Consider the following 26,517-nt stretch of genomic DNA (forward strand, 5'->3'; position numbering starts at 1 on the left):
GCAACCCGGTCGTTGCGACCCAGGTTGCACTTACCCATGGAGTATCGATTCGATGTTGTCTTCCCCGGAGGTTGTATGAGCCAGGTTCAGTGGTCTTCCCGTCTCGGTCATGTGCTGGCGGCGGCCGGCACGGCCATCGGCCTCGGCGCCATCTGGAAGTTTCCCTATGTGACCGCCACCAATGGCGGCGGCGCCTTCCTGCTGGTGTTTCTGCTGTTCAGCTTCACCCTGGGGGTGGCGGTGCTGGTGGGTGAGACCCTGCTCGGCAGCCGCAGCCAGCGCGGGGTGCTCGGCGCCTTCCACAAGCTGGTGGGGCCGAACTGGCGCTGGATGGGCTACATGGGGATCCTCTGCGGCTTCTTCATCTACAGCTTCTACAGCGTGGTGGGGGGCTGGACCGTGGGCTATGCGGCGCTGGCTGTGGCGGGCAAGCTCAACCTCGGCGAGGGCTCGGCGCTGACCGCCCTGTTCAACGGCTATGTCAGCCATCCCTGGTGGCCTGTGCTGACCCATCTGGTCTTCGCCGGGCTCACCTGGTGGTTCGTGCAGGGGGGCATCCAGAAGGGAGTGGAGCGGGCGCTGCGCTGGATGATGCCGGCGCTCTTCATCATGATGCTGCTGCTGGTGGGAGTGGGTCTCTCCATGCCGGGGGCCATGGCGGGCGTGCGCCAGCTGCTGCTGCCGGACTTCTCCATGCTGACCGGCCAGAGCGTGCTGGATGCCCTGGGGCTGGCCTTCTTCTCCCTCTCCATCGGGCTCGGGGTACACACCACCTATGGCGCCTACCTGCCGAGCAGCGAAGGGGTGCTGCGCTCCGGGGTCTGGGTTGTGACCCTGGCGAGCCTCATCTCTGTGCTGGCGGGGCTGATGATCTTCCCGGCGCTGGCCTCCACCGGCATAGACCCCACCGCCGGCCCGGGCCTCACCTTCATGACCATGCCCGCGGTGTTCAGCCACCTGCCGTTCGGCCAGGGGCTGGGGGTGGTCTTCTTCCTGCTGCTGCTGGTGGCGGCGCTCTCCTCCTCCATCTCCATGCTGGAGCACCTGGTGCGCTTCACCTGCGAGGAGTGGGGCTGGTCGCGCCGTGGCGCCTGCCGGGTGCTGACCCTGCTGATCATGGCCTCCGGCATTCCGGTCAGCCTGTCGTTCGGCCCCTGGGCCGACTACACCCTGTTTGGCAAGACCATCTTCGACCTGCTGGACTACCTCACCTCCAACCTGATGATGCCGCTGTTCGGTCTGGTGCTGACCCTGCTGCTGGGCTGGCGGCTGGGGGAGACCATATTGCCCGGGGGGCTCTCCCCGACCCTGCGTCTGTGCCTGCTCTGGTGCTGGCGACTGGTGGCGCCGCTCTTGATCGGCGGGATCCTGGTGCGGGGTCTGATTCAGCTTGCCGCCCTCGGTGGCGGCGCTGGTTTCGGGCTGCCCCTAATGGGGTGGAGGGGGGAAAGCCTGGGGGCCAGATGAGATCGGATCTGCCGCAGCGTCTCCTGACAGGCGTCGGCATGCTGCCCCATGAAGGCGGCGCTGTGGTTGAGGCGCAGCTCCAGCCTGTCCACCAGTTGCGCCACCGCCGGGGCAGCCATGCCGGCGGGCCAGCAGTGGGTGAGCAACGTCAGCAGTTGCCAGGCATCTCCCGCCTGGGCGGGGAACGCCTCCTGCAGGGTCAGGGCACACTGCACGGCGAGCTGGTGCTGGCCCGCCGTCATGGCCTGTTGCCGCTGCTGGCGCAACTGGGCCAGGTGCTGCTCGCGCTGCTCCAGCTGCCGCTGGAGATCCTCGACCACCTGGCGGATCAGCCGCTGCAACTGCGGGCTCTGCGCCACCGGCCCCCGGTACTGGCCAAGCTGGGCCAGATAGCGCCGGGCGTGGTGGGGCAGGCCGCAGAACTGGCTGACGGCCACGCCGAGCAACTGGTTGAGGTGATGGTCCCGCGCCGCCTCCGGCGGGTGCTTGGCCAGCAGCAGCAGGGCCTCGTCGAAGCGGTAATCCAGCCCCAGCATCAGGGCGCGTAGCAGGGCCTCCTCGTGGACCCGCAGGGTGCCCGCCTGCTGGCCGAGATCCGCGAGACCCTGTTGCAGTCCATGCGCCCTGGCCGCGACCGGGGGATGCCAGAGCACCGCCAGGGTGGCATCCAGCATGCAGCGCTCGACGGACTGGCGAAACTTCTGCTTGGGGAAGAAGCGCAGGGTGAAGTCGTCGGCCTGGGCCAGCACCTTCCCCTCCTCTTTGAGCAACAGGGCCAGCAAGATGGCGGTCTGGCGCCATTGTGGCTGCCAGGGACAGCGTTGCAGCAATCCCGTCAAGGTGTCCCAGGCGCTCTCCCACTGCGCCTCGTGCAGTTGGCAGGCGAGGAAGAGCTCCTGATGAATGGCGGGGGGCAACTTCTGCTGATTGCGGGCCAGATCCTTGCGGGCACTCTCCAGCCGGTTCAATCCGAGCAGGGCGAGGATCAACCCCTTGCGCGGCCACCAGGCGTCGTGCTCAGTGGTGCACATGGCGTAGTGCTGGGTGGCCTGGAAGTGATCCTGCTCCTGCAACAGCATGTAACCCTTGACCCTGTCCATCTGCGGCCCCAGCGCCTTGTTGCTGGCATGCCGGTAGAGCAGATCCTCGCACTGGGCGCAGGCGCTGCGCCACTCCCTGAGGGCCATGGGCGTCGCCAGGGGGCGGCTCAGGGTCGTCAGCACCAGCAGATCGTGCAGGCTGCGGCTCAACTGCTCGGTGGTGAAGGGCACAGCCAGGCGCAGGGCGAAATAGAGATCGGCGGGGGGATAATGGCCGGCATCATCGTCATGGTCCAGCAGCAGCAGCACGCAACCCGGCGTGAGCAGCCCCAGGTGGTGGGCCTCCTGCAGCAGGCGGACCCCCTCGCGGGCCTGGTGGTGATACTGGCGGCAGAGGATGGCATCGAACGACTGCTGGCGCAGCAGGGCTGGCAGGGTGGCGAGCTCTTTGCAATGGTGCAGCTGGGAGGGGGCCATCCCCTGGTCACTCAACCCCTGGGTGAGGGCCGAGCCCAGCATGGCATCGTCTTCGATCAGGAGGATCTGCATCTTCGACGCTCCTTCGCCGGTTGGGGTGGCGAGGTTGGATTCAAAAGTAGCCTCCACTGTCGTCCGGGAGCCGTGACGGGGTCAATACCTCACTTGGGTCAGTGGTGAGCTGGCGGGGCCGCAAGGCTCACGCAGGGCACCCCGCCCGGACAGGGCCCCGGCGTCGGCAGGCCTCATTGCAACCCCTGCCCCCTGGCGGAGAAGGGACAGTCGCGCTGGTGGATGCGCTGGCTGCCCTGCTGGCCGCTCCCCTGCCAGGCGAGCTCGAGCTGGCCGAGGCGACCGAGGTGGCGCAGCTCGAACTCGTAGCGCAGGCAGGGGTTGTCCGTGGGTAGCCGGGTCATGGACGCCGGCAGGCGGTAGTCATAGCGTAGCAGGGGGCCGTCCTGCAGCTGGCTCTGGGCGGGCACCAGGCCCTCCGCCGTGGGGGAGGGAGCGCTCAGGTAGCGGCGCAGGGTCAGGGGGGCGTCGATGGCCTTCTGATAGTGGAGCCCGTTCATGGCGGCGAGCTCCTCCTCCAGCCGCTGCAACTCCCCCTCCAGCCCGCTCAGCGCCGCACCCAGCTGCTGATGGCTGGGCGAGGCGCAGCCCCCCAGCAACAGGGTCATGAGCAGCAGGGCGGGGCGGACGGGCAGCATGGTCACTCCTTCGGGATCAGGGCCACAGACTATAGCAGGGGATTGGTGGGCGGCGTGCCCCGCAGTAGCCCGGCGAGGCGCTCCAGCCCCTCGGCGACGCGGGCGTCGGTGGCGGGCTGGCTCAGGCTCAGGCGCACCCCTTGCGGGGCGGCAAACTGGCCGGCGGCGAAGTGTTCTCCACTCGCGACCCCGACGTCAAGGGCGTTGGCCGCCTCGGCGAACTCCTGACTGCGCCAGGGCTCGGGCAGCGGCAGCCAGGCGTGCATGGAACCCGGCTGCCAGCGGGCCCCCGGTAGCAGGTGGCGCAGCAGCTCCCCCCGACGCGCCAGGATTTTTCGCTGTTGTTCGATGAGCGGCATGATCTGGCGCTGGCTCACCAGCTTGCAGGCCAGCTCGATGAGCAGGGGGCTCACCATCCAGCTCGACAGCCGCATGGCCTGGGCGAAGCCGTTGCGAAGGGCGGGGGGAGTCAGCACGAAGCCGACCCTCAGGCCGCCGCAGGCGATCTTGGCCAGGCTGCCGAGGTAGATGACCCGCTCCGGCGCCAGGTTGACCAGGGGCGGCAGCATCTCCTCGGGCAGCAGGCCGTTGACGTCGTCCTCGACGATCAGCAGATCGTGGCGGCGGGCGATGGCGACGATTTCCTCCCGCCGCGCCAGGCTCATGGTGGCCGTGGTGGGATTCTGCAGTGTGGGGGTCAGGTAGAGCAGCTTGGCCCGCCGCTGGCGGCAGGCGGCCTCCAGGGCGGCGGGGATCAGCCCCTCCTCGTCCATCGCCAGCCCCATCACCTGATTCTTCAGCTGGCGCGCATTGCCCAGCATGCCGGGGTAGCTGAGCCCCTCGCAGAAGAGGGTCTCCCCCACGCAGCCGGTGGCCAGCAGGGCCAGCATGATGCCGTGCTGGGCCCCATGGCTGAACAGCAGCCTCTCCTCGCTTCCCCGGATGCCCTGCTCGGCGAGCCAGTCGATGAACAGCTGGCGCTGGGGGGCACGCCCCGCCTCCTTGTCATAGCCGAGCAGGCCGTTGAGATCCCCGTCCGCCAGTTCGGTCAGCATGGGCTTGATGATGGCGGCCCTGTCCAGCTGCACCGGCAGGTTCTGCCACAGCTCGATGCGGTGATTGTCCTCGTTGCGGATCACCCATTCGTTGGCGGGATCCGCCGCGGCCCTGACCCAGGTGCCATGACCCACCCTGGCCGCCAGCAGACCCCGCCGCTCGGCCTCGGTGTAGGCGCGGGTGATGGTGCCCACCGTCACCCCCAGCCGGTCCGCCAGCGCCCTGTGAGTGGGCAGCCGGGTCTGGGGAGGCAGGGCGCCATCGGCAATGGCCTGCTCGATGGCCTTGACCAGTTTCAGGTAGAGGGGCCCCTCGAAGGGGGTGAGGTCGGGTGTCCAGATTGTCATGGTGACAATAAATCCATTGATCCAATATTGTCCCCAATATAGCGTGATATTCAGCCTGTTAACAACCCGATAGCTCACATTGTACCGATACAATGTGGCGAGAAAGGAGTCACCCCATGACCATCGAATGGTACGCCACCCTGTTTGGCTTCGCCCTGCTCACCTGCGGAACCCCGGGGCCCAACAACCTGATGCTGACGGCATCCGGCGCCAACTTCGGGGTGCGTCGCACCCTGCCACACCTCATCGGGGTGACGGTCGGCCAGCCCGTGCTGCAACTGGTGCTGGCGCTCGGCTTCTATCCGCTGTTCGAGCGCTGGCCCCTGCTCAAGCTGAGCCTGCAGGTGCTCGGCAGCCTCTATCTGCTGTGGCTGGCCTGGCGCATCGCGGTGGCCGGTGCGCCAGGGGATCCGGCGAGACGCGCCCGCCCGCTGACCCTGCTGGAAGGGCTGGGCTTCCAGTTTCTCAACCCCAAGGCCTGGATGATGGGGATCTCCGCCATCAGTCTGTTCAGCCTGCCGGGGAGCGACTACTGGGCGAGCATGTGGGGCATCATGTCGGTCTTCCCCATGGCGGGGCTGCCGGTCTGCTTTGCCTGGGTGCTGTTCGGTCATCAGCTCAGCCGCTGGATCAACTCGGACAAGGGGTGGCGCCGCCTCAATGGCAGCCTGGGGGCCCTCACCGCCCTGTGCGTGGTGATGCTCTGGTATTAATGAGCGCCTGATTATTCATGCAAAGAAAATGCATTGCTGACCTTGTCGTCAGGGCAGAGGCTCTGCATATTAGGAGGCTTGCCGCGCTCTTGCCGCATTAAAGGATGAGATTGAGATGGATCTGAACTGGTTGTTTCCCCTGGCGGGCTTTGCCCTGATCACCTGTGCCACCCCGGGCCCCAACAACATGCTGCTCACCAGCGCCGGGGCCGCCCAGGGATTTCGCCGCTCCATTCCCCTGCTGGTGGGGGTGGTGGGGGGCATCAACCTGATGATCCTGGCCACGGCCCTGGGGCTGGGGGTGATGTTCGAGAAGGTGCCGTTGCTGCACGACGGTCTCAAGCTGGTGGGCTCGGCCTACCTGCTCTGGCTGGCCTGGAAGGTGGCCAATGCCAGCGGCCCGGCGGATGGCAGCCGGCCGCTCATTCCGGCTCATCAGGGGGCCATGTTGCAGTTGCTCAACCCCAAGGCCTGGATGATGGCGCTCTCCGCCATCAGCGGCTTCACCCTGGCGGGGGAGGCTTACTGGCCGTCCGCCGGCTGGGTGCTCGGCATCTTCTTCGTGACCGGCCTCTACACGGGGGCCTTCTGGGTGCTGTTCGGTGCCCAGGTGCGCCGCCTCATCCGTACCGCCAGAGGCTGGCGTCGTTTTAACCTCGGCATGGGGATCGCCACGGCGGCCTGCGTGCTGATGATCTGGGTTTAGGCCCTGGCCTGAGCCTTTACCGGCTGTCTTGTTGGCCCTTCGGGGCCTTTTTTGTTTCCCCGGCGGCGCGGCATGGCGCTCGCGTCGCCCAGTGCCTGCATCGCGGCAAGGAGGTCTAATGAAATGTATCGGTCTGCTGGGTGGCATGAGCTGGGAGTCCACCGTCAGCTACTACCAGGCGCTCAACCGGGGCGTACGGGGACGGCTCGGCGGCCTGCACTCGGCGCGGGTGTTGCTCAATAGCGTCGATTTTGCCGAGATAGAGCGGTTGCAACATGCCGGTGACTGGCCCGCCACCGCCCGTCTGCTGGCGGCCGAGGCCCGCGCACTCCAGGCCGGTGGCGCCGATTTCCTGATGATAGGGACCAACACCATGCACAAGGTGGCGCCCGAGATCGCCGCCGCCATCGAGATCCCGCTGCTGCACATCGCCGACGCCACCGCCCGCCGCCTGCTGGCAGACGGGGTGACCCGGGTCGGCTTGCTCGGTACCCGCTTCACCATGGAGCAGGATTTCTACAAGGGGCGGCTGGAGGCGCAGTTCGGGCTGGAGGTGCTGGTGCCCGGTGACGCCGCGCGGGAGCGGGTGCACCGCATCATCTATGACGAGCTCTGCCTTGGGCAGATCCGCGAGTCGTCGCAGGCCGAATACCTGGCCATCATCGCCGATCTGGCCCGGGCCGGGGCCCAGGCCGTGATCCTGGGCTGCACCGAAATCGCCCTGCTGGTGGGGGAGTGCCAGGCCGCCGTGCCGCTCTACGACACCACCGCCATTCATGCCGACGCCGCCGTGGCGTGGGCGCTGGAGTAGGGCAGGGAGAGACAGGATCCCGTGGAGGCGCTGCGGCGCCTCCCCTCCTCCTTGCCCGTCATCCCCCGATCCTGACTGTGAGTCAGCCTTCACTTCAGCAAGCCGATCGACGCTTTTATTGTCAAACGGCTCACATTTCCCCCTTTTGACCCTTGAGTCTGGTGCGTCAGGCGCCTAGTTTTCGATCACTGAAACGATTCAGCTTTCACGAAAACCACTCACAAAAACAAGAGACACGAGGATAAAGCCATGTTGAAGAGACTCTCCATTGCCGTGCTGCTCGCCCTGGGCACGAGTGCTGGCCAGGCCGCCGAATTCCTGCTGACCGACGCTCAGCAGGGGCTGGATGTGGGGGACTGGAAGATCACCAGCGACAAGCTGGGGATCAAGAGCCCGGTCCCCTTCTCCATCGAGAAGAGGCGCCTGCACGGCGGGCGCCAGGAGGGGGTGGATCTGCTCATCGTCGACAACGGGGTGATGAAGATCACCCTGGTGCCGACCCGCGGCATGGGGATCAAGGAGGTCAAGGGGGCCGATCTGCGCCTGGGTTGGGATTCCCCGGTCAAGGAGGTGGTCAACCCGGCCTTCATCGATCTGGAGAGCCGCGCCGGTCTCGGCTGGCTCGATGGCTTCAACGAGATGCTGGTGCGCTGCGGCTACGAGTGGACCGGCCACCCCGGGGTGGATGACGACGGCCGCCTCAAGAGCCTGCACGGCCGGGTACAGAACATACCGGCGTCCGTGGTCAGCGTGACGGTGGACGAGGAGCCGCCCTACGCCATCCACGTGCGGGGCCGGGTGGACGAGCGCACCTTCAAGATGAGCGAGTTGGTCACCTGGACCCAGCTGAGCGTAGTGCCAGGTCAGGCGGAATTTGCCCTGCAGGACAAGCTGACCAACCACGCCGACTACGAGAACGAGTACCAGATCATCTATCACGGCAACTTCGGGGCCCCCATCCTGGAGGAGGGGGCGCGCGTTAGCACCCCGGTGAAGCAGATCTCTCCGTTCAACGACTACGCCAAGGCAGGGCTCAAGGGCTGGCAAACCTATCTGGGGCCCACCAAGGGCTTCGACGAGATGGTGTTCAACCTGGTGCCCTACAGCGATGCCGAGGGCAATACCCTGGCGGTGCTGAACAATAAAGCGGGCAGCGTCGGGGTGGCGGTGGGTTACAACACGCACCAGTTGCCTGTGCTGACCCTGTGGAAGAACACAGACACCCGGGCCCAGGGCTATGTGACCGGCATCGAGCCAGGCACCAGCTATGCCTACAGCACCAAGTACCAGCGTCCGCTGGGGCTGGTGCCCAAGATCCAGCCTGGGGAGACCAAGACCTTCGACCTGACCTATCGCCTGCTGCGCAATGGGGAGGAGGTGAAGCAGGCCCTGGCCCAGGTGGAGAAGATCCAGGATGGCCGCCCCACCGAGCTGCGGGAGCAGCCCCTGGTCAAGCTGCCCTGAGTCACAGGCAGACAGCAAAAAGCCGCTCCATGAGCGGCTTTTTCATGCCAGATGAGGGATCAGCCGTAGCTGGACTCAGACATGGCTATACATGGCTTCGATCTCGCTCTGGTACTTGGATTCGATGATCTTGCGGCGCAGCTTCATGGTGGGGGTGATCTCCCCGAGCTCCATGGAGAAGGCGCTCGGCAGCAGGGTGAACTTCTTCACCTGCTCGAACTTGGCCAGCTCCTGTTGCAGATCCGCGATCCGTGCCTCGAAGAACTCCACCACCTTGGAGTGGCGCAGCAGTTCGGTCTTGCACTGGTATTGCAGGTTGATGGAGCGGGCATACTCCTCCAGGGACTCGAAGCAGGGCACGATCAACGCCGAGACGAAGTGGCGGGCGTCGGCGACAATGGCGATCTGCTCGATGAAGCGATCCTTGCCCAGGGTCCCCTCCACCAGCTGCGGTGCCACGTACTTGCCGTTGGAGGTCTTCATCAACTCCTTGAGGCGCTCGGTGAAGTAGATGTTGCCATCGTCGTCCAGCTCGCCGGCATCGCCGGTACGCAGGAAGCCATCCGCCGTCATCACCTCGGCCGTGGCATCTGGCTTGTTGTAGTAGCCGCGCATCACCGTGGGCGAGCGCACCAGCAGCTCGTTGTTCTCCCCGAGTTTGACCTCTATGCCCTCCATGACGGTGCCGATGGAGCCCAGCTTGAACTGGCTCTCCTCGTAGCAGCAGACGGTGGCCGTGGTCTCTGTCATGCCGTAGCCGTACTTGAGGTTGAGCCCCATGGCCTGGAAGAAGAGGTTGACGTCGTCCGCGAGGCGGGCGCCCGCCACCGGCAGGAAGCGGGTGCGGCCGCCGAAGCGGGCACGCAGTTTGCGAAACACCAGCCGCTCGGCCAGGGCCAGCTGCAGGTAGAGCAGGGGGGAGGCGGACTTGCCCGCCTGGCGGGTGGCGACCATCCGCTTGCCGACCCCGGTGGCCCAGCCGAACAGGGCACGGCGCAGGCGCGGCGCCTGGGCAACTTTGGCCTGGATCATGGCGTAGGCCTTCTCGTAGAGGCGCGGCACGGCGCACATCACGGTCGGCTTCACCTCGCCAATCACCTCCATCACCTTCTGCGGATCGCGGATATAGACGTTCTCGGCGCCGCAATAGAGCACGTAGTAGCTCCAGGCGCGCTCGAACACGTGGCTCAGCGGCAGCATGCAGAGGGACACGTCCTGCTCGCCAAGATCCAGGCGGCGATCGTGCATCTCGAAGCAGGCGGCGATGTTGTTAAAGTCGAGCATGACCCCCTTGGGTTCACCCGTGGTGCCCGAGGTGTAGATCAGGGTCAGCAGGTCGTCCATGCGGTAGTGCTGCTCGCGCTCCCTCAGCGCCTGCTCGCTGGGCTGATGGTTGCCGGAGACCAGGAAGCTCTGGAAGTGGCTCGCCTGCTCGCAGCCACGCAGATCGACGGTGCCGTCTAGGGTGACTATCTGGTTGATCTCGCCGCTCTCGAGCAGCAGGAGCGCCTGATCGAACTGGGGCTGTTCCCCCACGAACAGCAGCTTGATGCCGGCATCCTTTACGATGTAGCGCAGCTGATCCAGGGTGCTGGTGGGGTAGATGGGCACGCTGACGCCGCGGGCGGCCAGGATGCCGAGATCGGCCTGGGTCCACTCCGGCATGTTGCGGGCATAGATGCCGACCATCTCGGTGGGCTGGTGGCCGGCGCGGATCAGCGCCTGGGCACAGTAGTCCATGGCCTGGCCCAGGGTGCGCCAGCCGATGGCACGCCACTGGCCATCCTGCTGGACGCGCAGGGCGGCCTTGTTGCCAAGGCGGGCAATACGCTCACGCATCACTCTAACCAGATGAAGCTGCGACATCTAAATCATCCTCAAGTAACAGTTGTGCGCCCGCAGGGGCACTAAAATCGGGGCTGGAGTTTAAACTCTAACATTACAGCTTACAAGTGTGCGCCATTTGTCCTGGATCACAAAGTCGTCAACTCGGGGAGAGTCAGGCATGATAAGGGCAAGGGTCGGATTCATTCAGGGAGGTGCGCCATGGGGATCGGGGTCAAGAGTCTGTTGACGGGCATGCTGTTGCTGCTGGCGGGAGCCGGCGCACTCTGGTTCCTCCTTGGCGGATCCGAGGGGCAGGACAATCCCTGGCTGAGCGGGGCCGAGGGTTATGAGCAGGCGCAGCGGCTGGCGCTGAGGGAAGGATACCCCTTGCTCTACGTGATAGAGCGCGCCAAATGCCGACGCTGCAAGGCGCTCGATAGCGAGCTGTGGCGTGCCCCCGAGATGCAGTCTGCCCTGGCGGGGCTGGCCAAGGTGCGGCTCAACCCGGATGCGGGGGATGGCAGCGAGCACATACTGCGGCGCTTCCCCCAGGTGGCGACCGCCCCCGGCATCTATGTGCAGCGACCGGGGGAGCCGCTTCGGCCCATCAAGGTGGCGGTGGATATCCAGCAGATCTGGATGCCAGGGGTCACCTACGGGCGCGGCTTCTTCATGCCGCTCTCGGGGGCCGCCTTCGAGGCGGTGCTGAGGGTCACCCTCAGCCTGGAGGATCCCGCCATCGACAATGCCCCCCTGCCCTGAGGGGCGGCTGGGGAGCGGGATGAGGGTAGACACGACAAGGGGGCTGCACGGCCCCCTTGTCTGTTGCGGGCGGTCTCTTAGCCGAAGTCGAAAAGGCGGGACATCAGCACGGCGTCTTCCCGATCCTGGCCGGTGCCGTAGTAGTCGGCGCGACGGCAATACTCGGCAAACCCCTCGCTCTCGTAGAGGCCGATGGCGGTACGGTTGCCCGCCCGCACCTCCAGGAACCAGGCCTCGGCCCCCTTCGCCTTGCTGCGGGCCAGATACTCCTTGAGCAGCGCCCGACCCAGCCCCTTGCCCTGAAACTCGGGGTGCACGCAGATGTTCATCAGCGAGCTGTCTCCCGCCACCAGATCCGAGATATAGAAACCGGCGGGACGGCCCTCCACCAGCATCAGGCCGTTGAGATAGCGCGGCCCGAAGCAGGAGAGCAGGTTGGCCTGGCTCCAGGGCTCCTGGTGGGCGGCCCGCTCTATGGGATAGATGGCATCGAAATCGGATTCGAGCAGGGGACGAAAGCTGGGCAAGAGGTCAGACATGGTTACTCCGGACGGGATTCGGACTTGCGACGGACGGCATGGTCATGCCATGGTCGTGGCTTCAAGGATCTTGGGGGCTGGCCGGTTCAACCGGGCTGGCGCTGCCGGCACTGCTGCCAGAGGGCGCGCTTGTGCGCCGGGCCTGGCTTGAGCGGGCAGACGAGGGCATGGGGCCAGCGCGGATCCGGGGCCGTCAGCCAGAGCAGGGGGGGCGTCACCCCCTCGGGCAGCTCGCCGAGCAAGGAGACCTCGTCCGTGCCTATGCCGAGCCACTGGCAGATGTCCCCGAGCAAAGAGGGCGCGGGCAGCGCCTCGGCCTGCAGCCACAGCTTGCCGGTCGGCACCGCCACCTGCTGGCGTGAGGCCGCCGCATCCTCTGCCGCCATGTTTACCGGCGGCTGGGTTGCAGCAGCGTCTGCCGGTTTGCCTGGCAGGCCCTGGGCTCTCAGTTGCCAGAGGGGGATGCCCATCCTGGCCAGGATGCGCTGACGCAGTGGGTCCAGTAGGGGATCTTGCATGCGAAGGCTCACTCTTGATCTGCGTTGGGGTAAATTCTGATGCGCAGAGTACACTCTCGCAGGTTTTGCTGCACCCCCTTGCGTGCCGGGATTGTCCCGCCAGGGCCGTGCAGGATCCCGACCCTAGCCGCGGGATGAACAGATTCAACAGACCATGACAGTGAGGCGGGGCCTGAGGCCGGACCCTGCGGACACTGATGACAATACCAGCTTCGGAACTGTGCCTATGCCGCCTTTAGCCCAGAATACTGTTCGTGCCACCCCCATCCATGAGCGCCTGCCACGGCTGCTGGCCGCCCTCGGGGAGGGGCTCTATGAGCGCCAGGATGCTCTGCGGCTCGGCCTGCTGGCGGCCTTGAGTGGCGAGAGCGTCTTCCTGCTGGGCCCCCCCGGCATCGCCAAGAGCCTGATCGCACGGCGCCTCAAGCTCGCCTTTCACGATGCCCGCCACTTCGAATACCTGATGACCCGCTTCAGCACGCCGGAGGAGGTGTTCGGCCCCCTCTCCATCCAGGCGCTCAAGGAGGATGGCAAGTACCTGAGGCTGACCCAGGGCTACCTGCCGGAGGCCGAGGTGGTCTTCCTCGACGAGATCTGGAAGGCGGGCCCGGCCATCCTCAACACCCTGCTCACCGCCATCAACGAGCGGCAGTTCCGCAACGGCGACAGCCAGCACCCCATTCCCATGCGGCTGCTGGTGACCGCCTCCAACGAGTTGCCCGCCCCGGACAGCGGGCTGGAGGCGCTCTACGATCGCATGCTGGTGCGGATCTGGATGGACAGGGTGCAGGAGAAATCCAACTTCCAGGCCATGCTGGCGAGCGATGGCCAATCCCACCAGAACCTGACTCCCTCGGTGCAGATCCGGGGGGAGGAGTACGAGGCCTGGCAGCAGGAGATCGAGCAGGTGCGCCTGCCCGACGCCTGTTTCGAGCTCATCTACCAGCTGCGCCAGCAGCTCGACAGCCAGCTCGGCCACGGCTGCTATGTGTCGGATCGGCGCTGGAAGAAGGCGGTCAGGCTCATCAAGGCGAGCGCCTTCTTCAACGGCCGCGACGAAGTGGCCCCGCTGGATCTGCTGCTGTTCAAGGATTGCCTCTGGCACGACGAGGCCTCCCGCACCGCCTTGCTGGAGATGATCGGCGAGTTCTCCCGCCTCTACGGCTACCAGCAACTGGTGCTGACCCGTGAGCTGCTGGCCCTGCGCGAGCGGTTCAAGCAACTCAAGGGGGCGGTTGCCCAGCGACTCGGCTGCAAGGCGGTCAAGCGCAAGCAGTGGTTCGGCCGCCGCGCCCGCGGCACCGAGTTGCCGCTGGCCAACGCCAAACCCTTCGGCAAGCAGGTGCACTTCCACCTGCTCACCCCGGCGCCCCTGGATGGGGGGGATCCCGATCGCCTGACCGAGACCCTCACCTTCGATCGCACCCTGCTCTCCCACTGGCACCCCACCGGGGAGGCGCTGGTGGGCTGGCCCCTTGGCAACCCCAAGGAGGGGCACTACGAGCTGGTGCTCGACGAGCAGCTGCGGCTGCAGGTGCTGGATGTCCAGCGCCAGCCCGTGCCCCTGGTGCTGGTGGAGCGAACCCCCATTCCCGAGGTGGTGACGGCCCCCTGGCAGGCGGAGCTCGGTGAGCTGGCGAGCCAGGTTGTCAGGGTGCAGCAGAGCCTCAAGGGGCAGCGCAGCCTGTTCGACCGTCACCAGCCCCACCTGTTTGTCGGGGAGCACTGGCTGCGCCAGGTGGAGGACAGCTTCTTCGTGCTGAACAGGGACCTGGAACGGCTGGGCGAGGAGCTGCAGCAGTGGCGGGATCGCCTGCCCGGGCTGGATGCCTGATGCGCTCCGGACTGACGCCGCCACCAGCCCTTGGCCTCCGGCAGCAAGGCGCCGTGCGTCCCTTGCCTAGGGAGTGCCCATGCTAGAGATCGGCATGATGGATCTGGGGCTCCTCATCGGTGAGGGGGAGCTGGCGGGGGAGATGGCGCTGCTGCTGGCCTCCACCCCCAAGATCTCCGAGTTTCTCAAACGCTCCCCGCTGCAGGGCAAGCTGCTGAAAAAACGCATCCAGAGCTGGAGCGAGCAGCTCGGCGAGGAGATGCGCCACAAGCCGGTGCCGGTGGCGCTGGAGCAGGAGTACCTGCTCTATCAGGCCCACAGATTGCTGTCCCTGCCCGAGCTGGTGGGGCGGCTGCCGGCCCTGCTTGAGGCGCTGGAGCAGCACAGCCCCTTCGCCGGGGATGCCCGCAGCCTGGTGCGCCAGATCATGGTGCAGCCGACCGAGGGGCTGCGTCAGCTGTTCGTGGAGAAGTGGCGGGCCAGCCTGGTGGGCAGCCTGCTGCAGTTGCAGCAGCAGATCGCCGAGGCGGAGCGGGAGAAGCAGCGCCAGGAGATAGAGGATCAGCTGCTGGCGAACCGGACCCTGGCCGATGCCCTGGATCCGCACCAGATCTCCGCCGGGGGGCTCTGGGATCTGGCCCAGGGCAGCTGGCACAAGCGCAGCCTGGTGCTGGTGCAGCAATATGCCCGCATGTTGCAGCGCGAACCCCTGCTGGGGGAGATAGCGGCCCTGCTGGGGCGCAGCGAGCGGGATCGGCGGACCGACGCCCGGACGCTGCCCCCCGTGCCCATGCACGAGCTGGAAGAGGTGCAGACCGACGACGTGCCTGACGATCTGGTGGGGGTGCACCCGGCCAGCGATCTGATGCGCCTCTTGCCGAGCGAGGCGGTGATGCTGGCCCTGCCGGAGCTGGAGCTGGAGTTCTATCGCCGCTATCTGGAGCGGCGCCTGCTGAGCTATCAGTCGCGGGGCACCTTGCCGCGCCAGCGCCTGATGCAGCGCTCCCCGGAGCAGGGCGGGCAGGAGGTGCAGCCGCGGGGCCCCTTCATCGTCTGCGTCGATACCTCGGGCTCCATGGGGGGCTATCCGGAGGAGTGCGCCAAGGCGCTCTTCCTGGCCCTGCTCAAACTGGCGATGGACGAGAAGCGGGGCTGCTATCTAATGTTATTTTCCACCGAGGTGGCGACCCTGGAGATCACCGCAGACACCGGGCTGGACAAGGCGGAGCGCTTCCTCTCCATGAGTTTCCACGGCGGCACCGATCTGGTGCCCTGCCTCGAGCAGGCGCTGGTGCAGCTGGATCAACCGGATTTTGCCAGGGCGGACGTGCTGGTGATCTCCGACTTCATCGCCCAGAGCCTGCCCCATGCCCTGCTCGATCGGATGAACCGGCGGCGAACACAGCAGACCCGCTTCCACGCCGTCGCCATGTCCAGGCATGCCAAGTCGGCCATCTTGCGGGTGTTCGACAACAGCTGGTTGCTGGACTGCGGTCTGCGGGGCCGCCTGCTCAGGCGCTGGCAACGCGGCTAGGGGCGGGCTGGCGCCGCTCCGGTGTCAGATGTCGACCCTGTGGTAGAGGCCCCGTTCGCTGATCTGATCCTGATCCAGCAGCGGCTGGCCGCTCGGCCTGGCGATATAGAATCCCCGTTTGCCGCTGCGCTTGACCCTGTACATGGCCTGATCGGCCCGGGCCAGCGCGGTGCTGAAGTCATCCTGTGGCCGAATGGCCGCTATCCCCATGCTCATGCCCACGGCCGCCTCTCCATTGGGCAGCTCGAACGGGGTGGTAATGGTGTCGACACATTGACGGGCCAGGTGGCTGGTGCGGGGATCCTCGCTCGGCCAGGGCAGCAGCAGCACGAACTCATCCCCCCCGAGCCGACCCAGCCTGACCTCCTCGCCGCAGCAGTGACGCAGCCGCTGGCTGAGGGCCACCAGCAGCTCGTCCCCGGCGCGGTGGCCCAGGTTGTCGTTCACCTGCTTGAAGTCATCGAGATCGATGAAGCAGATCGCCTGGTATTCCTGCGGGAACTGGCGGTGCAGGGCGGTGCGATTGAGCAGGCCGGTGAGGGGATCCCGGTGGGCGAGCTGGGCCAGCTGCTGCTCGTACTCCTTCTCGTGGGTGATGTCGATATGGGTGCCCATCACCCGGATGGGGTTGCCCTGGGCATCCCGCTCCACCACCCGGCCGCGATCCAGCACCCAGGTGGTCTTGCCATCCTTGGCGATCATCCGGTGCATCACCTGATAGAAGGGGCTCTTGCCCTCCAGGTGGTCGAAGAAGGCCTGCAGCACCCGCTCCCTGTCTTCCGGGTGCAGGTGCTCGCGCCAGATGTCGAAGTGGGCAGACAGCTCCTTGGGCTGATAGCCGAGCATGGATCCCCAGCGCCGGTTGAAGATGATGAGCTTGCCGGTGGGCACATGGTTCTGCCAGATGCACAGGCCGGTGCCGTCCATGGCGGCATCCAGCTTCTCCCGTGCGTCATCCGCGATGCGTTTGAGGCGCTCGTTCTCCAGCAACAACCTGTCGTAAGCCTCCCGCAGCTCCTCGTAGGTCATTCTTCATCCCTTCCCTTGTGTCAGTTCGCTTATAGTCGATGCAGACTTTCCTTCTGTAAAGAATGAGATAGCAGGAGTGAGCGCTGACAGGGCAATGCATGCCGTGGCTGTGCGCCCATGGCAAGGAGGGATATGATTGAGGCGGCGGGCATGGCGTCCGGGCCATCGAACGGGGAGACTGAATCAGCATGAAGATCCTGATGGGCGTTAGCCTGCTGTTATGGCTGGGAGTGACACCCGCCTTCGCGGTGTCTCCCCGGCTGACCGAGCCCGCGCTCTCCCGGGAGTTGCAGCAGCTGGAGGATGATACCCCGCCCCTGCAGGTGTTTCGCGACCGTGTCGCCGCCCTGGTTGCCCATGTCGATGCCTATCCGCCGGAGGTGCAGGGTCGCATCGCCCGGTTGCAGTGCTGGGCCCAGCCGAGCGAGCGGGACGAGGAGTTCCTGCGCGCCGTGCAGTTTGCCGATCGGGCGCTGGCAGAGGTGAAGAGCCGCAAGGACAGGGTCGCCGAGAGCGGTCTGCTCGCCTGTCGCGGTTATCATCAGCAGTTGCTCGGCAACATGGACGAGGCGCGGCAGGATTACGACGCAGCCCTGACCCTGGCGCGCAGACTGGGGGATGAGCGGCAACGGGCCGACATCCTCAACCTGCGGGGGGAGATGTACTCCTACCAGGGGGAGCTGGCCGAGGGGCTGATGGAGCTTATCGATGCCCATCGCCGCTACGAGGCGCTGGGGTTGGAGAACAAGGGGCGGGAGGTGCTGGCCAGGATCGCCAATGCCTATCGCCGGATGGGGCTCTTCGAGCGGGCCGAGGGCTACTTCCAGGAGCTGGAGCACGACTACCGGACGCTGGGGGATCAGGAGCGGCTGGTGGATATACACACCCAGCAGGGGCTGCTCTATGTGGACACGGGCGAGTACGACAAGGCGCTGCCCCTGATGGTGGAGGCCGAGCGCTACTATGAGGCGCAGCGGCAGGACGGTGTGCTGGCCTGGAGCAGGATAGAGCTGGCTACCATCCTGCTCAGGCAGGGCAAGACGGCGCAGGCCATGGCCAAGCTGGAGCAGGCCGCCACCTTGCTGCAGCAGGGGGAGGGGGCGGACAGCGTGACTCTGGGCCACTGGCACATCGTCATGGCTACCGCGCTGGATGCCATGGGCAAGCCGGCCGAGGCGCTGCGGCACCTGGACGAGGCCGAGCCGATATTTGCCCGGGAGCAGAACCTGCGCTTCCTCGCCTGGGTGCATGAGGTGCGCGCCCGGGTGCTGGAGCATCAGGGGCGGATCGGGGAGGCCCTGGCCAGCCTCAAGGCCTTCGTGCAGACCCGTCATGCACTGGATCAGCGGCTGCGGGAGCAGCGGGCCCTGCAGATGCGCTTCGAGTTCGATCTGGCGCGCAAGGAGCTGGAGAACCAGACCCTCAGATCCCAGCAGCAGCTGCAGGCGGAGAAGCTCAAGCAGCTGCAGGAGCGGCGCTACTGGCAATATCTGGTGGTGGTCCTGTCGCTGCTGGTCATGGGGGTACTGGTGCTCCATCAGCGCAGCCGCACCCGCAAGATGCAGCACCTCGCCATGACGGACGAGCTGACCGGCATTCACAACCGGCGCCAGATCCAGGCCAAGGGGCGCAAATGGTTCGCCCAGGCGCGCGAGAGCGGCAAGCCCCTGTGCGTGCTGCTGCTGGACATAGATCACTTCAAGAAGGTCAACGACCAGCTCGGCCACCAGGTGGGGGATCAGGTGCTGACCGCCGTGGCCCAGTGCATCGAGGCGCAGGTGCGCAGCCTGGACAGGGTGGGGCGCAACGGGGGCGAGGAGTTTCTGGTGCTGCTGCCGGACACCGGGCTTGAGGAGGCGGCCGAGGTGGCCGAGCGGGTCAGGATTGCCGTCTCCCGCCTCGTCATCGAGGGGGTGCCTGAGGATCACCCCATCCACGTCAGCATAGGCTGTGCCGAGTACAAGGCAGAGGATGACAATCTCGGGGAGCTGATCCGCCGGGCCGATGAGGCCATGTACGGCGCCAAGCTGGCGGGGCGCAACCGGGTGGTGAAGGCGGCCTGATCCCGAACCGCCCTCCAGCCCCTCATGCCGGGCTGGGTATTTTTCACTCGCGCGGGTATAATGTCGCGCAATTTTGCTTTGACTCAGGCGAGAAGGCCCATGTAACGCAGCGCTCCTCCTTTTTCCACCTGCGGGTTCCATGACCCGGCTGCGTGGCGTCGTTGTCTGCATGGGAGCCCTGATCCCAAGGTGCTGTCCCGCATTTATTCCCACGGTGGCTCCAGGCCGCCGCTCAATAGAAGAACGTCGAATTATGTCAGCTGAATTTCTGAGTGAAGTCTCCAAGAGACGCACTTTTGCGATCATCTCGCACCCGGATGCGGGTAAAACCACCATCACCGAAAAGGTCCTGCTGTTCGGACAGGCCATCCAGCGCGCCGGTACCGTCAAGGGCCGTGGCTCGGGTCAGCACGCCAAATCCGACTGGATGGAGATGGAGAAGCAGCGCGGCATCTCCATCACTACGTCCGTGATGCAGTTCCCCTATGCGGACTGCCTGGTCAACCTGCTCGATACCCCGGGTCACGAGGACTTCTCCGAAGATACCTACCGTACCCTCACCGCGGTCGACTGCTGCCTGATGGTCATCGATGCCGCCAAGGGCGTCGAAGATCGGACCCGCAAGCTGATGGAAGTGACCCGGCTGCGCGATACCCCCATCCTCACCTTCATGAACAAGCTGGACCGCGAAGTGCGCGATCCCATGGAAGTGATGGACGAGGTGGAGCGCGAGCTGAAGATCATGTGCGCCCCCATCACCTGGCCCATCGGCTGCGGCAAGTCCTTCAAGGGGGTCTACCACCTCTACAAGGACGAGACCTATCTGTATCAGACCGGTCAGGGCCACACCATCCAGGAGAAGCGGGTGGTCAAGGGGCTGAACAACCCGGAGCTGGACGCCGCCATAGGTGAAGATCTGGCCGCCCAGCTGCGCGGCGAACTGGAGCTGGTGCAGGGCGCCTCTCCGGAGTTCGATCACGAGGCCTTCATCGCCGGCGAGATGACCCCTGTCTTCTTCGGGACTGCGCTCGGCAACTTCGGTGTCGACCACATGCTGGATGGCCTGACCGACTGGGCGCCGTCTCCGATGCCGCGCAAGGCCGAGAGCCGCGAAGTGGTGGCCACCGAGGAGAAGTTCTCCGGCTTCGTGTTCAAGATCCAGGCGAACATGGACCCGAAACACCGAGACCGTATCGCCTTTATGCGCATCGTCTCCGGCACCTACTCCAAGGGCATGAAGATGCGCCACGTGCGCATCGGCAAGGACGTGAACATCTCCGATGCCGTCACCTTCATGGCCGGTGACCGGGAGCAGGCGGTCGAAGCCTGCGCCGGTGACATCATAGGGCTGCACAACCACGGCACCATCCAGATCGGCGACACCTTCACCCAGGGTGAGGATCTGAAATTCACCGGCATCCCGAACTTCGCCCCCGAACTGTTCCGCCGCATCCGCCTGCGCGACCCGCTCAAGCAGAAGCAACTGCTCAAGGGGCTGGTGCAGCTCTCCGAAGAGGGCGCGGTGCAGGTGTTCCGTCCGCTCATCAGCAACGATCTCATCGTCGGCGCGGTCGGTGTGCTGCAGTTTGACGTGGTGGTCTCGCGCCTGAAGAGCGAATACAACGTCGAGGCCATCTACGAGGCGGTCAACGTCTCCACCGCCCGCTGGGTGGAAGGGACCGACGTCAAGAAGTTCGAGGAGTTCAAGCGCAAGAACGAGGTCAACCTGGCCCTGGATGGCGGTGACAACCTCACCTACATAGCCCCGACCATGGTCAACCTGCGCCTGGCCCAGGAGCGTCACCCGGACGTGGCGTTCCGCCAGACCCGCGAGCACTGATCACCCCGCCCGCGCCCTGCGGGTGGCTGATGACAAGAGAGACCCCGCTTCGGCGGGGTCTTTTGTTATGTGCGCTGTCGGGAGGCTATCCCCATCCGGGGCTTGATGTGTGAATAAAAAACACGGATAAGTGATTTAAATTTCATTTGTGGAGATAGGCATGTCCGTCACCCAACCCGTAGAGGCGCAGTTTTCCGCCTACAATGCCCACGACATTGACGCCTTCCTGGCCTGCTTCGCCGAGGATTTCAAAGGCTATCGCATGCCGACCGAGACCCCGAGCACAGTCGGCAAGGGGGCGCTTCGGAGCTTCTATGCCGAGCACAGATTCAACAACCCGGCCTTGCGGGCCGAGCTGCTTTCCAGAACCCTGCTCGGCAACAAGGTGTTCGATCACGAGCTGATTTATGGCCTCTCCCCTGAGCCCATCGAGAGCGTGGCGGTGTTCGAGGTGGAGGACGGCCTTATCCAGACAGCCTGGTTCTATTTCCCCTCTTGATACGAATATCTAACTATTTCTCCATACGGCGCCAATATATGGTTCCTCTGGTCATGGGATGTCGGAAAAACTGCAATAAGGACATTGAATGCACATTATCCAGGCCACCCCGGATCATCTTGAAGAAATCAGTTGTCTGTTTGATGCCTATCGGCAGTTTTATGGGCAGGCGCCGGATCAGAGTGCCGCAACCGGGTTTATTGCCGAGCGCCTCGAGGCTGCCGATGCAGTCATCTTTCTTGCTCGCAATGAGATGGGTGAAAGCATCGGTTTTACCCAGCTTTACCCGGCATTCTCATCCGTTGCCATGAAGCGGATGTGGTACCTCAACGATCTCTTTGTCATCGAGTCAGCCCGCCAGCAGGGAGTGGCGCGAGCCCTGTTAAAACGGGTGGCAAGTTTTGCCAAAGAGACAGATGCGCTGACTGTAAAGCTGGCCACAGCCGTATCTAATCATCCTGCCAAATCGCTCTACGAATCAGAGGGATATCAGAAGGTCATCGCCTTTGATCACTACACCCAACGGGTTTAGGTGAGGCAGAGGGCACCGTTCATAGGCAACTTGTTTGCGCCCTTCTCCCCTCGCGGGAGAAGGGCTGGGGATGAGGGGGCGCTCTATTCTAGTTTCAGCACCATGCAGATCTCGCAGGCGTCGTGGCCAGTACAGCCGAGGGGGCCAGGCAGGTGCTCGAAGCCCAGCGACTCGTAGAGGCTGGTGGCCTCGCGCAGATCGGCCGTGGTCTCCAGATAGCAGCGCAGGTATCCGAGGTTGCGTGCCTCGGCCAGGGCCTGCAGCACCAGTCGCCGCCCCAGCCCCAGGCCGCGCAGGGCGGGCAGGAAGTACATCTTCTGCAGCTCGCAGGTTCCGGTTTCCCCCACCAGGGGGGCTATGCCGCCCCCGCCGAGAATGGCACCGTCCGGCCCCTCAATCACCCAATATCGGCTGTGCTCCCCCTGATAGGTCTCATGGAGGAAGTCGAGATTCGGGTCCGCCACCCCGTAGCCCTTGTCGGCGGTGAGGCCGTATTCGGCGGAGACGGCCCGGATCACGGCGGCGATGGCGGCATTGTCCTCGGGGGCTATGGGCCTGATGCGATAGCCCTGCTGGCGGCGGGCGCGGGAGAGGGCGCTGCGATAGAGGCGCATGCCGTCCCAGAGCCGCTCGCGCTCGGCGGGGGCGAGCTGGGCCAGGGTCTCGGCCATGGCCTCGTCCATCTGCCGGTGCAGCTCCTCAAGCTGCGCCTTGCCCTGTCCGGTGAGGCTAGCCTGCTTGCTGCGCCCGTCCGAGGGGTGCGGCTGCCAGGTGATCAGCTCCCGCTCGGCGAGGCGGGCCAGGGGGCGGCTGGCATTGGACTTGTCGATGCGCAGCCGCTCGGCAAGCTGCTGGTTGGTGGCGGGGCCATTCTCCAGCTCGATGAGCAGGTGGGCCTCCAGGGGGCTCAGGGCAAGTGAGCCGCACTGCTGGGAGAGCATGCCGAGTTCGCGTACCAGTTCCCGTGACAGGGCGCGCAGGGGGCGGGGATCCATCTTGTGAGTGTCCTTCTGGTTGTTACCTACAACCAATATAGCCAACTGGTTGTTGGTGGCAACCATTTTTCAGGGGCAGAAGGCGGGCACAAAAAAGGGCCCGGGAGAGGGGCCCAAACATTGGAAACCCGCGCCATGGCGCGGATCCCATCCTTGGTCAGGAACAAGCTGGCCGGGCAACGGCGGCCCGGTCTGTGGATGACTCGGCTCTGGCGGCTTGCACCAGCTCGGTCTGCATGGTGCCGGTCACGGCGCTGCCTCGGGGGGCGGCGCGGTTTATACCAGTTCCGCCAGCATGGTGTCGGCATAGGGGGTCAGAGTCTCCCCCTGCTTCACCTTGACGAGGTAGTCCGGGTTGGCGATAAGGGGGCGGCCGATGGCGACGAGGTCGAAGCGGTCGGCGCGGATCGCCTCGGCGGCACTCTCTGCCGTGTAGTTACCGACCCCCACCAGGTGGCCGTCGTAGTGGGCGCGCAGGTAGTCGGAGGCGCGGCCATCCAGGTAGTCGAAGGTGAGGCTGTCATCGAAGATGCCGAGGTGCACATAGGCCAGGGCGCGCTGGTTCAGCTCCGCCAGCAGGTAATCGAACACGGCGCGATCCCGCGCATCCCCTTCCAGGTGCACATAGGCACCGGGGGAGAGACGCAGGCCCACCCGCTCGCTGCCGATGCGGGCGTTGATGGCGTCCACCACCTCCAGGGCGAAGCGGCTCATGTTCTCCGGGGTCTGGCCATACTGGTCGGTGCGCAGGTTGCTCGAATGGTGCAGGAACTGATCGATGAGGTAGCCGTTGGCACCGTGGATCTCCACCCCGTCAAAGCCCGCCTCGATGGCGTTGGCGGCGGCCTGGGCGTAATCCTCGACCAGCTGGGCAATGTCGCTCTCGGTCAGGGCGCGGGGCACCTGATACACCAGCTCGCGCATGCGCGGCACCGTGCCCTCATGGGCGACCGCGGAGGGTGCCAGCACCTCGCCCTGATGGAAGAAGGGGTGGGAGAGGCGGCCCACGTGCCACAGCTGGGCGAAGATCTTGCCCCCCTTGGCGTGCACGGCGGCGGTAACCTGTTTCCAGCCGGCGATCTGCTCAGGGCTGTAGATGCCGGGGGTGTTGGGATAGCCCTGGCCGTCCGGGCGAATGATGGTGGCTTCGGAGATGATGAGGCCGATGTCGGCGCGGCGGCCATAGTAGGCTGCCATCTGCGCGGTCGGCACCAGCCCCGGGCCCGCCATGCAGCGGGTGAGGGGAGCCATCATGAAGCGATTCGCGAGGGTGAGGGTGCCGTTGAGGCGGTAAGGTTGAAACAGGGTATCCATGCAGAGCGTCCTCGGGGGTGATTCTTGAATGGGCATTCAAGACGTTTTTTGGTTTGTACGCAAGTCTTTTTTGAGCAAGCATTCAACATGGATTGGTCTTGCCTGCCTGCTGGGGTAAACTTGCCGCCCTGTTCCCCGGTACGCCGGGCCCTTGCCAGCGGAGATCCCATGCGCAGTGCCGAATTTGATCGGGACCTTGTCCTGCGAAGCGCCATGGAGGCGTTTCGAGCCAGAGGCTATGCCAAGACCACCATGCAGGATCTGGTGGCGGCGACCGGGCTGCACCCGGGCAGTCTCTATGCCGCCTTTGGCAACAAGCGTGGGCTGCTGCTGGAGGCGGTCGATCACTATGTGCAGGAGAAGGGCGCCCTGCGCCGTCGCTGCTTCGATCAGCCGAGCCCGCTGGCCGGGCTGAAGGCCTACTTCACCCAGCTGGTGGACGATGCCCTGCAGGGCTCCTGCCTGCTGACCCGCACCCTGATGGAGCTGGCGGAGCAGGACGAAGAGCTGCACCTGCGTTTCAAGGTCATCTATGGCGAGCTGGAAAGCGACCTGGCGCAGCTGCTGCATCAGGCCAGCGAGCGGGGGGAGCTGGCCTCCGGGGGGGACATTCCCACCCTGACCGCCTTCTTGCAGGTCAACATCCAGGGGCTGGTGACCTTCGCCCAGTGCCACCCAGACCGCGCCCTGCTGAGGGGCGTCGTCGACCAGCTGATGGCGGCCCTGACCCCTCGCCGCTGAATCCCGGCCCTCTGGGCCTATATTTGTCCCCGGTGCTTGCCCCTGCCTGCCCCCTCTTCCATCTTGATGGTGAGGATATCGGCAGGAGGAAAGAGAATGACCAGGAAGGCAACGTCTCGGGCGATACTGGCGCACTTCACCACGCCACAGCTCTCCATCGCGCAGCGGTTCGCCGCCGGCAAGGCCCTGCGGGAACAGTTTCCTCGCGAGGCTCACTCCTGGCTGCCGCCAGCGCCCTATGACAGGGATCCCATCGCCGTGCTCAAGGCCCAGGCCACCACTCGCTTGAAGCAGCTGGTGCCGGTGCGCCATGCCAGGATGCAGGAGTCCCCCTTTGCCTTCCTGCGCGGGGGGGCCGCCATCATGGCGGGGGATCTCGTCGCCACCCCCCACTCCGGCCTCATGGTCCAGGCCTGTGGCGACATGCATGTCGCCAATATCGGCCTCTACGCGAGCGCCGAGCGCAACCTGGTGCTGGCCATCAACGACTTCGATGAGACCCACCTCGGCCCCTGGGAGTGGGATCTCAAGCGCCTGGCCGCCAGCGCCCTGGTGGCGGCCGAGTACCTGGGGGCCGACGCCGCCCGCCAGCGGGAGGCGGCCAGGATGATAGCGACCGGTTACCGCACCAAGCTGCGGGAATACGGCAAGATGGGCTTTATGAGGGTCTGGTACGATCACATCGAACAGGCCTCGGTGCTCGACGCCTTCTCCGTCGATGCCCATCAGCGCGTCAAGGCCACCTTCGCCAAGGCCCGGGGTCGCAACCACCTGCAGGTGCTCGGCAAGATGACGGATCTGGTGGACGATCAGCACAGGATCCGCGAACTTCACCCCTTCGTCATCCGCGAGACCCACACCGAGGACGGGGAACCCGTCTATGAGGTGCTCGGCGAGTTGCTGGAGGCCTATCTCGCCTCCCTGCCGGAGGACAGGCGTATCCTGCTGCGCCGCTACCGGGTCGTGGACGTGGCCCGCAAGGTGGTGGGGGTGGGCAGCGTGGGCACCCGTTGCTGGGTGATCCTGCTCACCGGCGCCGACGATGAGGATCCCCTCTTCCTGCAGGTCAAAGAGGCGCAACCCTCGGTGCTGGCCCCCTATTTCACCTCGGAAGACGACAGCGGCAACCAGGGGCGGCGGGTGGTGCGGGGGCAGCGGATGATCCAGGGATCGCCGGACATCTTCCTCGGCTGGTGCGAGCTCAGGGGCCGCCACTTCTACGTGCGCCAGCTGCGGGACATGAAGGGGGGCATCGACATCACCCCCGGCATGGTCAAACCTCGCCACTTCGTGGAGTATTGCCAGCTGTGCGGCTGGGCCCTGGCGCTGGCCCATGCCAAGTCGGGGGATGCGGCCCAGATCGCCGGCTATCTTGGCAAGTCGGAGGTGATGGATGAGGCAATCGCCGACTTCGCCGTGGCCTATGGTCAGCGCACCCGGGAAGATCACGCCCTGCTGCTGGCCGCCATCGCCCGCGGGGAGCTGCCGGTCGCCTCAGAGGCGAGGTGAGCGCTTCCCCTCACCCTCTCCCGGAGGGAGAGGGAACCGATCGATGAGGTGGTGGAGGCGAGGCTCGAAATAGCTGAAGTGCCAAAGTGCTGGAATCTTGGAATCTTGGAGTCTTGGAGCTTTGAATTTTTCTTGTCTTGGCGTGTCGGCTGCCACAATTTATCCGCAGGCCGCCGATCCGCTCCCTTCT

22 protein-coding genes and 1 pseudogene are annotated in these 26,517 nt (G+C 65.4%); 14 read left to right on the forward strand and 9 right to left on the reverse strand.

Translation table 11 applies throughout. The features are described from left to right. Positions 1–75: 75 nt before the first annotated feature. Positions 76–1,386 (forward strand): annotated as a pseudogene (locus ACWPWQ_RS17850) (sodium-dependent transporter); the annotation flags it as partial. Here the strand turns inward: ACWPWQ_RS17850 and ACWPWQ_RS17855 are convergent. The 3 genes from ACWPWQ_RS17855 to ACWPWQ_RS17865 form a co-directional block, all read right to left on the reverse strand. Next, entirely contained in the window at positions 1,386–3,056 is a 1,671-nt protein-coding gene (locus ACWPWQ_RS17855; RefSeq protein ID WP_454010409.1) for a hypothetical protein, read from the reverse strand. The pseudogene ACWPWQ_RS17850 and the gene ACWPWQ_RS17855 overlap by 1 nt on opposite strands. Before the next feature lie 173 nt (positions 3,057–3,229). After that, positions 3,230–3,694 carry a hypothetical protein gene (locus ACWPWQ_RS17860; protein ID WP_454010410.1) on the reverse strand — a complete coding sequence of 155 codons (465 nt, stop codon included), beginning with the start codon at positions 3,692–3,694 and terminating at the stop codon, positions 3,230–3,232. A gap of 29 nt (positions 3,695–3,723) precedes the next feature. Then, entirely contained in the window at positions 3,724–5,097 is a 1,374-nt protein-coding gene (locus ACWPWQ_RS17865) for an aminotransferase-like domain-containing protein (RefSeq protein ID WP_454010411.1), read from the reverse strand. Between the two features lie 116 nt (positions 5,098–5,213). On the opposite strand from ACWPWQ_RS17865, the gene ACWPWQ_RS17870 reads away from it, so the two are divergent. The 4 genes from ACWPWQ_RS17870 to ACWPWQ_RS17885 all read left to right on the forward strand — a co-directional run bounded on the left by ACWPWQ_RS17870 (position 5,214) and on the right by ACWPWQ_RS17885 (position 8,791). Further along, on the forward strand, positions 5,214–5,810 hold the full coding sequence (locus tag ACWPWQ_RS17870; protein WP_139439689.1) for a LysE family translocator: 597 nt from the start codon (positions 5,214–5,216) through the stop codon (positions 5,808–5,810). Between the two features lie 115 nt (positions 5,811–5,925). Beyond that, the gene (locus tag ACWPWQ_RS17875) at positions 5,926–6,516 is read left to right on the forward strand and encodes a LysE family translocator (protein WP_454010412.1); all 591 of its coding nucleotides are present in this window, start codon (positions 5,926–5,928) and stop codon (positions 6,514–6,516) included. 118 nt (positions 6,517–6,634) lie between these two features. Further along, positions 6,635–7,327, forward strand: a complete 693-nt coding sequence (locus tag ACWPWQ_RS17880) for an aspartate/glutamate racemase family protein (RefSeq protein WP_247627835.1) — start codon at positions 6,635–6,637, stop codon at positions 7,325–7,327. A 249-nt stretch (positions 7,328–7,576) separates the two neighbouring features. Further along, positions 7,577–8,791: an aldose 1-epimerase family protein gene (locus ACWPWQ_RS17885; protein WP_139439686.1), complete on the forward strand. Its 1,215-nt coding sequence runs from the start codon at positions 7,577–7,579 to the stop codon at positions 8,789–8,791. A 75-nt stretch (positions 8,792–8,866) separates the two neighbouring features. Here the strand turns inward: ACWPWQ_RS17885 and ACWPWQ_RS17890 are convergent, their stop codons facing one another. Further along, a complete protein-coding gene (locus tag ACWPWQ_RS17890) occupies positions 8,867–10,657 on the reverse strand; it encodes an AMP-dependent synthetase/ligase (RefSeq protein ID WP_454010413.1) in 1,791 nt (596 codons plus the stop codon). Positions 10,658–10,837: 180 nt separating this feature from the next. On the opposite strand from ACWPWQ_RS17890, the gene ACWPWQ_RS17895 reads away from it, so the two are divergent. After that, positions 10,838–11,380 (forward strand): thioredoxin domain-containing protein, encoded by a 543-nt coding sequence (locus ACWPWQ_RS17895; RefSeq protein WP_139439684.1) that lies wholly within the window; start codon positions 10,838–10,840, stop codon positions 11,378–11,380. Positions 11,381–11,457: 77 nt separating this feature from the next. Here the strand turns inward: ACWPWQ_RS17895 and rimI are convergent, their stop codons facing one another. Beyond that, positions 11,458–11,907, reverse strand: coding sequence for a ribosomal protein S18-alanine N-acetyltransferase (gene rimI / locus ACWPWQ_RS17900; protein WP_139439695.1), 450 nt, complete (start codon positions 11,905–11,907; stop codon positions 11,458–11,460). 98 nt (positions 11,908–12,005) lie between these two features. After that, positions 12,006–12,437, reverse strand: coding sequence for a hypothetical protein (locus ACWPWQ_RS17905; protein WP_454010414.1), 432 nt, complete (start codon positions 12,435–12,437; stop codon positions 12,006–12,008). 226 nt (positions 12,438–12,663) lie between these two features. Between ACWPWQ_RS17905 and ACWPWQ_RS17910 the strand changes: the two genes are divergently transcribed. After that, positions 12,664–14,271, forward strand: a complete 1,608-nt coding sequence (locus ACWPWQ_RS17910; protein ID WP_454010415.1) for an ATPase RavA domain-containing protein — start codon at positions 12,664–12,666, stop codon at positions 14,269–14,271. A 79-nt stretch (positions 14,272–14,350) separates the two neighbouring features. Then, positions 14,351–15,805 (forward strand): ATPase RavA stimulator ViaA, encoded by a 1,455-nt coding sequence (gene viaA, locus ACWPWQ_RS17915; RefSeq protein WP_319914274.1) that lies wholly within the window; start codon positions 14,351–14,353, stop codon positions 15,803–15,805. A 24-nt stretch (positions 15,806–15,829) separates the two neighbouring features. Here viaA and ACWPWQ_RS17920 read toward each other — a convergent pair whose 3' ends face one another. Then, positions 15,830–16,834, reverse strand: a complete 1,005-nt coding sequence (locus tag ACWPWQ_RS17920; protein WP_342059026.1) for a sensor domain-containing diguanylate cyclase — start codon at positions 16,832–16,834, stop codon at positions 15,830–15,832. Between the two features lie 188 nt (positions 16,835–17,022). On the opposite strand from ACWPWQ_RS17920, the gene ACWPWQ_RS17925 reads away from it, so the two are divergent. From ACWPWQ_RS17925 to ACWPWQ_RS17940, 4 genes are all read left to right on the forward strand, one after another. Next, positions 17,023–18,897, forward strand: coding sequence for a diguanylate cyclase (locus ACWPWQ_RS17925; RefSeq protein WP_454010416.1), 1,875 nt, complete (start codon positions 17,023–17,025; stop codon positions 18,895–18,897). Positions 18,898–19,147: 250 nt separating this feature from the next. Continuing rightward, complete coding sequence (gene prfC / locus ACWPWQ_RS17930) at positions 19,148–20,737, forward strand: peptide chain release factor 3 (RefSeq protein WP_139439693.1); 1,590 nt, start codon at positions 19,148–19,150, stop codon at positions 20,735–20,737. A 160-nt stretch (positions 20,738–20,897) separates the two neighbouring features. Beyond that, a complete protein-coding gene (locus ACWPWQ_RS17935) occupies positions 20,898–21,236 on the forward strand; it encodes a nuclear transport factor 2 family protein (RefSeq protein ID WP_454010417.1) in 339 nt (112 codons plus the stop codon). An 88-nt stretch (positions 21,237–21,324) separates the two neighbouring features. Continuing rightward, a complete protein-coding gene (locus ACWPWQ_RS17940; RefSeq protein ID WP_429162955.1) occupies positions 21,325–21,768 on the forward strand; it encodes a GNAT family N-acetyltransferase in 444 nt (147 codons plus the stop codon). An 83-nt stretch (positions 21,769–21,851) separates the two neighbouring features. Here the strand turns inward: ACWPWQ_RS17940 and ACWPWQ_RS17945 are convergent, their stop codons facing one another. Further along, on the reverse strand, positions 21,852–22,763 hold the full coding sequence (locus ACWPWQ_RS17945) for a GNAT family N-acetyltransferase (protein WP_454010418.1): 912 nt from the start codon (positions 22,761–22,763) through the stop codon (positions 21,852–21,854). A gap of 276 nt (positions 22,764–23,039) precedes the next feature. Next, positions 23,040–24,077, reverse strand: a complete 1,038-nt coding sequence (locus ACWPWQ_RS17950; RefSeq protein ID WP_454010419.1) for an alkene reductase — start codon at positions 24,075–24,077, stop codon at positions 23,040–23,042. 168 nt (positions 24,078–24,245) lie between these two features. On the opposite strand from ACWPWQ_RS17950, the gene ACWPWQ_RS17955 reads away from it, so the two are divergent. Continuing rightward, the gene (locus ACWPWQ_RS17955) at positions 24,246–24,818 is read left to right on the forward strand and encodes a TetR/AcrR family transcriptional regulator (RefSeq protein WP_454010420.1); all 573 of its coding nucleotides are present in this window, start codon (positions 24,246–24,248) and stop codon (positions 24,816–24,818) included. 96 nt (positions 24,819–24,914) lie between these two features. Further along, a complete protein-coding gene (locus ACWPWQ_RS17960; protein ID WP_202047874.1) occupies positions 24,915–26,327 on the forward strand; it encodes a DUF2252 domain-containing protein in 1,413 nt (470 codons plus the stop codon). Positions 26,328–26,517 lie beyond the last annotated feature (190 nt).

This window comes from Aeromonas sp. Marseille-Q7275 (assembly GCF_965119515.1).